Below are 7,667 nucleotides of genomic sequence, written 5' to 3' on the forward strand. Positions count from 1 at the left end.
GGCCTGCAGCACACCGGCGCGGGTGGGCGTCTTGCCCGCGCGCCGGACAGCTTCCACTGCGATCTTGGCTCCCATATAGCCTTCAAGACTCGAGAAGGACAGAACTTCGCCTGGCGYGTATTTCTTCATGTCGCCGTGATATTCGGTGATGACCGGCTTGGAAGGAACGAAGGGGAAAGGCACCGCTTGACTCAAAACGATGCCGCGTGCTTTGTCCTTGCCGGTGGCACTGACCAGACCGTCGTGCTGTAGCACCGACAGGCCGTAGATCTGCACCGAACCTCCAGGGGCGTCGCGGACCGCCTTGACGAATTCAAACGCAGGCTTTCCCGCAGCCAGCAAAATAATGCCCTTGGGGCGGGTCTCTGTGATGGCGGCGACGGCCGCGCGAACGCTCGCATCCAGCTTGTCGGGTGTGGCGTCAATTACCTGCTGCGTCGCGATCTTGACGCCCTGTGGACCACTGAGCTGGGTCGTCAGCTGCGCCAGGGGTGGGCCGAAGGCGACGTTCATGTTGACGATGGCCAGCGAGTCCTTGCCCCAGGTCTTGGCTTCTTTGAGGAGGGCGCCAACTTCATCCGCATAGCCGCTGCGCAGTGGAAACACATTGCCGGCAGAAATCACATTTTTATCGCCTTGCAGCGGCGCAATCAGCGCAATGCCGTTCTTGCTCAGCAAGTCCTGCTTGGCGATTTCGGCAAGACCAGCGCTGTTGAGAAAGCCCAACAGCCCTACCACCGCCGGGTCGCCGATGAGCTGCTGGGTCAATTCAACCATCTTTGGGCCCTGAAGACTGTCATCCAGCGTGACCAGCTTGAGCTTATGGCCCTGCAGGGTACTGCTCGCGTTGACTTTGTCGAAATAGGCCTGGATACCCGCCGCCATGCCTTTGGCGTTCGCGGCCGACGCCGGATTAGTCTATGAGGCGACTTGCCCGAAGACCAGGTCGATGGCGTGGCTGGACATCGGCAGGGCAAGGATGACGAGCGCCGCGATGGCGGTAGTGAAGCGCGTGAAAATGAGCGTCATAAAGCCTCCTTAAAGGAGTCAGTACATCATCAAAGAAAAGTAGTTCAAATGGGTTAAACCCCAACATATTGCGTCAGCAGTTCAGGCCGGGCATGCAGTTCCGGTGAGCTGCCTTCAAACACCACTTCACCCTTGACCAAAATGATGTTGCGGTCTGTGACTTGTGTCACATGTTTCCAATTTTTGTCGACGGTCATGCTGCTGATGTCGCTTTCGCGGATCACTAAGCCGCGAGCCGAGCGAGTTGCGATTCGATAGTTTTGGGGAGCGGTAAGGACGTGCCAGCTAAAGTACAACTCGACTAACTGCTTGTGAAGGTGTTTATACGTACGGCCCGGTCAAAAAAACATTGGGCCGGAAATTATGCGTTCGCTGATGGCTTCCCGGTTCAGAATCACACCCATGACAACTCCCAAGCTGCTGATCGAGTCCGCGGACGGCATCATGACCGTGTCCCTGAACCGCCCCGACAAACTTAATGCCATTGACAACGAGCTTGCGCGTGCACTTCTTGCTGCTATAGAGTTGGCCTCGCGCGACGATGCCGTCCGGGTGCTCCTTCTGCGCGGCAATGGCCGGGCATTCTGTGCGGGGAGGGACGTCAGTGCGCCACCCACTGAAGAGGACCTGGTCTTGGTGCAAGCCGTGTCCAAAGCGCTGGTGTCCCTGCCCAAGCCGGTGCTTGCTTCGGTTCATGGCTGGACTGTCGGCGCCGGCTTGGAGTGGATGCTCAATGCGGACATTGTGATCGCGGGGGAAAGCACCCGCTTCAAGTTGCCGGAGTCCTCCCTCGGGGTTTTTGTGACGGGTGGATTGACCGCCACCTTATCTGCCTATGCAGGCGTTGCGCGCGCCAAGGCGCTGATGCTCCTGGGCGAAGAGTTCTCACCTGCGCAGGCGATGGCTTGGGGACTTGTCTGGAAAGTGGTCTCCGACCAGGAACTCGAATCGGCTTCCCGACAAATCGGCGCCAGGCTGGCGTCGCTTCAGCCGGTGGTGGCAGCCAGCTTCAAACGGGTTCTCAACGACATCGGCCTTCGCCATTTCGATGATGCCATCGCGCTTGAAAACGATGCGCAGCGCACCTTGGGCGGTCGCGGGGTTCAGAACTAGCAGGCTGCCCAAGGCGTGCGGAAGATCTGATCTCTCAACGCCCAGGGCATGCTGGGGTTGACCGTCGATCCGGTGTCGCCCCGTCCACATGAAAGGCCGGTCAATCCCGGCGCCTGATTTCATCTTCGATGATGCCCAGCCGCATATCGAACTCAGGCATCACCCAGCGCCGTAGCGCTTCACTTGGGCCTTGCCAGCGCTCACTGCCTTGCGCGCCAGGCGTGTTGCAGATGCGCACCCAAGCCCAACCAAGCAGTGCCAGCGCCACCGCGCGCAGGTAGTCGCCAGCGACCCAATAGGGCAACTGGGGCGCCGCACCCGCGACCTTGATCAATGCTGCGGTCGTCATCTCAAGGCGGGCGAAACAGCTCAATACAGCCTTCTCGTTCGCGCGCCCGTCGTCCAGGCCCTCCTGCAGGACCTGGAACATCTGCCGCAACGCCTTGCCGCCGTCCGGTATCACCTTGCGGACCAGCAAGTCGATGGCCTGAATCTCGTTGGTGCCCTCATAGATCATGGTCACGCGTGAATCGCGCACGGTCTGCTCGATTCCCCATTCGCGGATGTAGCCATGGCCACCGAAAACTTGCAGGCATTCGCTGGCGCCGTGGAAAGCCTGATCGGTGAAAGCAGCCTTCAACACGGGTGTGAGCAGGCTGCACCACTGCTGTGCCCTTTCACGACGAGTGGGGTCAGGGTGGTACCTGGCGATGTCGAGCTCGAGTCCTGTCTGGTAAGCCAGCACGCGCCCTCCGTCGATCCAGGCTCGTTGCGTATCCAGCAGGCGGCGCATCGCCGGGTGGCCGATGATGAAGTCGGCGGGCTCGGTGCTGGTGCGTGGCCCGGGCACGCGCATCTGCCTGCGCTCGCGCGCATAGGCATCGGCCTTTTGCCATGCGGCGTCGAGCAGGCCGATGCCCTGCAGCGCCACGTGCAAACGCGCCGCATTCATCATCACGAACATTGCGTTCAGGCCCTCGCCCGGCTGGCCTACCAGCCAGGCTGTCGCATCATCGAAGCGCATGGCGCAGGTGGGGCTGCCGTGCAGGCCCATCTTTTCTTCGATGCGATCGCAGTAGACATGGTTGCGGCTGCCGTCCATCAGCAGCTTGGGGGCGAGAAACAGCGACAGGCCTTTGGGGCCGGCAGGTGCATCCGGCAGGCGTGCGAGGACGAGATGCAGGATATTGCCGGTGAGATCGTGATCGCCACCGGAAATGAAGATCTTGCTGCCGTTGACGCGGTAGCTGCCGTCCGGCTTCGGCGTTGCGCGGGTGCGCACCAGTCCGAGATCGCTGCCGGCATGCGCTTCGGTAAGGCACATCGTGGCCAGCCATTCGCCAGAGACAAGTTTTTCCAGGTAAGTCGCCTTCAATTCATCGCTGCCATGATGGGCCAGGCACTCATAGGCTCCGTGCAGCAGGCCCGGTGCCATGGTCCAGCCATGGTTGGCGGCACTCAGCCATTCGTACAGCGCACCTTCCAGCACCCAGGGCAGCCCTTGCCCGCCGTGTTCAGGCGCGCATGAAAGCGCAGGCCAGCCTGCCTGCCAGAACGCCTGGTAGGCCTGTACGAAACCTGGAGGCGTCACGACCGCGCCGGCATCGAAGCGGCACCCCGGGTTGTCGCCCGCCGCATTCAGCGGCGCCACAACCTCGGCGACGAACTTTCCTGCTTCCTCCAGAACCTGCCGCTGCAGGTCGCCGTCGGTATCGGCAAAGCGCTCGATCGGTCGCAATTGGCCGCCCGCGTCCAGTACGTCGAAAAGAATGAATTGCGCATCTTGCACAGCGGGTTGATAGGTCATACGCCTTTTCTACTGGTTGCCACGGAGTCACAATAATAGTTATTTATAATAATCAAATTGGCGCGCGAATGGCAACAGGCGCAGCCGATCCTTTCGGCACGCGCCCGCCAGGCCGGCGGCCCTGATTCGGGTGGAAGGCCGAGGTGGTCGCGGTGGTTGCTCCACTACCCATCGTTCGGGCGCTCGAAGTTTCATCGCGACCCGAACAGGAAAAACACCAGCACGCATTGGTGCCTGGCCTGCACCAGTGCCGGCCTTTGGCACTTCCCTTAGCGACGCTCTTTCAGCGCCGTGTGCAGGTAGTCGTAGAACATCTTTGCCGGTGCGCGCAGCGTCGTGCCACGCAAGGTGGTGAGGCCGAGGACACGCGACACCGCCGGGGCGACGAGCGCAACGCCGATGATCGACGGATGCCGTTTCGGCAAGGCCAGGCGTGGTACAGCCGCAAGCCCGAGCCCCGCCTCGACCATGCCGAGCAGCGTCGCGATGTGGCTCACCTCGAGACGGTACGAGGGGTTGATGCCCGCCTTGGCCAGCGCGTCATCCAGCAGTTGCCGGTTTCCGCTGGTACGCGATACCGCGATCAGGCGCTCGGTTTCCAGGTTCTTCCAGGACAGCGTCTTGCGGCCGGCGAGTGCATGGCGGCGCGGCATGGCCACCACGAAGGGGTCGGTGTGGATCGGCTCGAAGTCCACCCCGGGCACCTGGTTGCCCATGAAGCTGATGCCGAAGTCCGACTCGCCCGACACTACGCTGGCCATCACCGCGCCGGCGGCTTCGTCAATCACACGGACGCGGATCAGCGGGTAGCGTTCGGAGAAAGAGCTCACGACCGTGGGCAGGAAATGGATGGCCGCGGAAGGCACGCAGGCCACCGTGACCCGGCCGGTCCGGCTGCCGGCGATGTCGGTGATGCCGAGCATGGCGGACTCGAGGTCGTCCAGCGCGGCGCGTGCGCGATCAAGGAAAACGTGCCCGAGGGCCGTCAGTTCGACCTCTCGTGTGGTGCGGTTGAAAAGCCGCGCGCCCAGGATGGTCTCGAGCTTGTCGATGCGCCGGCTTAAAGCGGGTGGGGAAAGATGGATATGGTCGGCTGCTGCGCGAAAGCTCCCGCGCTCGGCCACCGCCACGAAGGCTTCGAGTTGCTGTAAATCGAAATTGATGCGTGCCATGCACCAATACTAGCAAAAGTTGCACTTCACGGATTCCCTTCATTCGCCGAAGATCCGGCAACCAGAACATCCACAGGAGACAAACCATGCTGCCGAAACACCACGTCCGGACTTTGCTGATGCTGAGCTTGCTACCACTGGCGGTTGGCTCCTCCATGGCGGCGACCAGTCCGGCGACGCCCAAGAACTGGCCCGAAAAAGCGATCACCATCGTGGTGCCGACCTCCGCCGGCGGCGCCAACGACGCGATGGCGCGCGTCCTGGCCCAGGGACTCAGCGCCCGGCTCGGCAAACCGGTCATCGTCGACAACCGGGCCGGGGCGAACGGCGCGATTGCCAGCGAGTTCGTGGCCCGCGCCGCGCCGGACGGCTACACCTTGATGTTCGGCTACATCGCTACCCACGGCATCAACCCGGCCTTGCAAAAGCTGCGCTACGACCCGGTCACCGATTTTGAACCCATCGGCATGGTGGCGGCATCTCCGACGGTGCTGGTCGTCAGCCCGGAAGTGCCGGCCAGGACCGCCAAAGAACTGGTGCAGCTCATCAAGGCCAAACCCGACAGCTTCAGCTTCGCGACGGCGGGGAATGGCACCGCACCGCATATCGCAGGCGAGCTGTTCAAGCTGTCCGCAGGGGTGGATGTGATCGGAATTCCCCACAAAGGCTCAGCGCCCGCCGTGATGAGCACCATCTCTGGCATCACGCAATACATGTTTCCCAGTTTGTTTACCGCGTACCCGCAAATCAAGGGCGGCAAGCTCAAGGCGCTCGGCATCGCCGGTGACAAGCGATCTCCCGTCTTGCCTGACGTTCCGACGCTGGCCGAGCAGGGAATTCCCAACGTCAGCATGTCGCAGTGGTACGCCATGTTCGCCCCCGCTAAAACCCCCAAGGTGGTGGTTGACCGGCTGAACCAGGAGATCAATCGCGTACTGGCCGAAAAAACCGTACAGAAATTCATTGAAGACCAGGGGGCCGAGGTTGAAACCAGCACGCCTGCGCAACTCAAAACCCTGGTGCAAAAGGAAGTCACGCGCTGGAAGGGCGTTGTGGCGACCGCAAAAATCAAGCTCGACTGAGTCGCGCAAGTTTTACTGAAAGGAGGGTACGCGCATGAACTTGCAAGACTGGACAGGCCGCAGCGAAACAGTGGAAGACACCGCCACTGCCACGCCGTACGCAGCGCTGTCGGCCACGCTCGACCGCGCCGACACCTCGCGCCCCGCGCCCGGCACGCCGTTGCCCTACCTCTGGCACTGGCTGTATTTCCTGCCGATCCACGCGCAATCGGAGATCGGCCCGGATGGCCATGCGCGGCGAGGCGGATTCCTGCCGCCCGTTCCGCTTCCGCGCCGCATGTGGGCCGGCAGCGATTTTGAGTTCCACGAGCCGCTGTGTGTCGGCGACGCGCTCGCGCGCACCTCAACCATCGTTGATGTGACGGAAAAGAGCGGCCGCACCGGCAGCCTGGTTTTCGTGAAGGTGCGCCATGAACTTCGCCGCAACGGTTCTGCGGGCGTAGCGTTGACCGAGCACCACAACATCGTCTACCGTGCGGCGCCGACGCCGGCCGACGTGGCTCCGCCGCCGCAGGCAGCGCCCGCGGAATTCGCGTGGGTGCGCCGCATCGTTGCCGACGACGTGCTGCTGTTCCGCTACTCGGCCCTCACGTTCAACGGGCACCGCATTCACTACGACCGAAAGTACGTCACGGAGGTCGAGGGTTACCCCGGTCTTATCGTGCACGGCCCCTTGATCGCCACGCTGCTCATGGACCTGTTGCGTCGACACATGCCTGAGGCCATGGTGCGCAAATTTGAGTTCAAGGCGGTCCGGCCCACGTTCGACGTCAACCCGTTCTCGATCCACGGGCAGCCTTCAGCCGACGGCAAGAGCGTGCGGCTGTGGGGGCGTGACCACGAAGGCTGGCTCACGATGGATGCCACCGCCACGCTGGGCTGAGGAGACGCCATGCAACCACTCAAGGGCATCACCGTCGTCACGCTCGAACACGCCATCGCGGCGCCTTTCGCCACACGGCAGCTGGCCGACATGGGTGCGCGGGTCATCAAGGTTGAACGCCCCGGTGTGGGCGATTTCGCGCGGGCCTACGACAGTCGCGTGCGGGGCCTTGCATCGCATTTCGTCTGGACCAACCGCTCCAAGGAAAGCCTGACGCTGGACGTCAAGCACGAGGAGGCGCAGAAGATCCTCATGCGCCTGATCATTGAAGAGGCCGACGTCGTGGTGCAAAACCTCGCGCCGGGCGCTGCAGCACGGCTCGGCCTGTCGTACGAAGCGTTGGCCAAGCGCAAGCCCGGCATCATCGTGTGCGACATCTCGGGGTATGGCGACGACGGCCCTTACCGCGACAAAAAAGCCTATGACCTGCTGATCCAGAGCGAGGCCGGTTTCGTCTCGGTAACCGGTACGCCCGACACACCGTCCAAGGCCGGTCCATCCATCGCCGACATCGCTGCCGGCATGTATGCGTACACCAACATCCTGGGCGCGCTCATGCACCGTCGGCAGACCGGTGAGGG

Annotated in this window: 6 protein-coding genes and 2 pseudogenes; 4 read left to right on the plus strand and 4 right to left on the minus strand. The window is 62.4% G+C overall.

All coding sequences use genetic code 11. The features are described from left to right. Both AC1D1P_RS09795 and AC1D1P_RS09800 read right to left on the minus strand, forming a co-directional pair. A pseudogene (locus AC1D1P_RS09795) lies at window positions 1-894 on the minus strand (ABC transporter substrate-binding protein); the annotation flags it as partial. A 188-nt stretch (window positions 895-1,082) separates the two neighbouring features. Further along, window positions 1,083-1,253 (minus strand): annotated as a pseudogene (locus AC1D1P_RS09800) (ABC transporter ATP-binding protein); the annotation flags it as partial. Window positions 1,254-1,431: 178 nt separating this feature from the next. Between AC1D1P_RS09800 and AC1D1P_RS09805 the strand changes: the two are divergent. Further along, window positions 1,432-2,142 carry an enoyl-CoA hydratase/isomerase family protein gene (locus AC1D1P_RS09805; RefSeq protein ID WP_477672835.1) on the plus strand — a complete coding sequence of 237 codons (711 nt, stop codon included), beginning with the start codon at window positions 1,432-1,434 and terminating at the stop codon, window positions 2,140-2,142. Between the two features lie 100 nt (window positions 2,143-2,242). Here the strand turns inward: AC1D1P_RS09805 and AC1D1P_RS09810 are convergent, their stop codons facing one another. After that, window positions 2,243-3,949 (minus strand): acyl-CoA dehydrogenase family protein, encoded by a 1,707-nt coding sequence (locus AC1D1P_RS09810; RefSeq protein WP_477670004.1) that lies wholly within the window; start codon window positions 3,947-3,949, stop codon window positions 2,243-2,245. Window positions 3,950-4,218: 269 nt separating this feature from the next. Further along, the gene (locus AC1D1P_RS09815) at window positions 4,219-5,121 is read right to left on the minus strand and encodes a LysR substrate-binding domain-containing protein (RefSeq protein ID WP_477670003.1); all 903 of its coding nucleotides are present in this window, start codon (window positions 5,119-5,121) and stop codon (window positions 4,219-4,221) included. Window positions 5,122-5,207: 86 nt separating this feature from the next. Here AC1D1P_RS09815 and AC1D1P_RS09820 point away from each other — a divergent pair, with 86 nt between their 5' ends. The 3 genes from AC1D1P_RS09820 to AC1D1P_RS09830 all read left to right on the plus strand — a co-directional run. After that, window positions 5,208-6,203, plus strand: coding sequence for a Bug family tripartite tricarboxylate transporter substrate binding protein (locus AC1D1P_RS09820; protein ID WP_477670002.1), 996 nt, complete (start codon window positions 5,208-5,210; stop codon window positions 6,201-6,203). 34 nt (window positions 6,204-6,237) lie between these two features. Next, entirely contained in the window at window positions 6,238-7,086 is an 849-nt protein-coding gene (locus AC1D1P_RS09825; RefSeq protein WP_477672836.1) for an HTD2 family dehydratase, read from the plus strand. A gap of 9 nt (window positions 7,087-7,095) precedes the next feature. After that, window positions 7,096-7,667 (plus strand): CaiB/BaiF CoA transferase family protein (locus AC1D1P_RS09830; RefSeq protein WP_477672837.1); only part of this gene is annotated, 572 nt, incomplete at its 3' end.

It is taken from the genome of Polaromonas sp. P1_E1_2 (assembly GCF_056406035.1).

What these genes read in the sequence shown, in the direction of transcription:
- AC1D1P_RS09805 (WP_477672835.1), top strand. Translation starts at nt 1,432, where the DNA reads ATGACAACTCCCAAGCTGCTGATCGAGTCCGCGGACGGCATCATGACC.
- AC1D1P_RS09815 (WP_477670003.1), bottom strand. Translation starts at nt 5,121, where the DNA reads ATGGCACGCATCAATTTCGATTTACAGCAACTCGAAGCCTTCGTGGCG.
- AC1D1P_RS09820 (WP_477670002.1), top strand. Translation starts at nt 5,208, where the DNA reads ATGCTGCCGAAACACCACGTCCGGACTTTGCTGATGCTGAGCTTGCTA.
- AC1D1P_RS09810 (WP_477670004.1), bottom strand. Translation starts at nt 3,949, where the DNA reads ATGACCTATCAACCCGCTGTGCAAGATGCGCAATTCATTCTTTTCGAC.
- AC1D1P_RS09825 (WP_477672836.1), top strand. Translation starts at nt 6,238, where the DNA reads ATGAACTTGCAAGACTGGACAGGCCGCAGCGAAACAGTGGAAGACACC.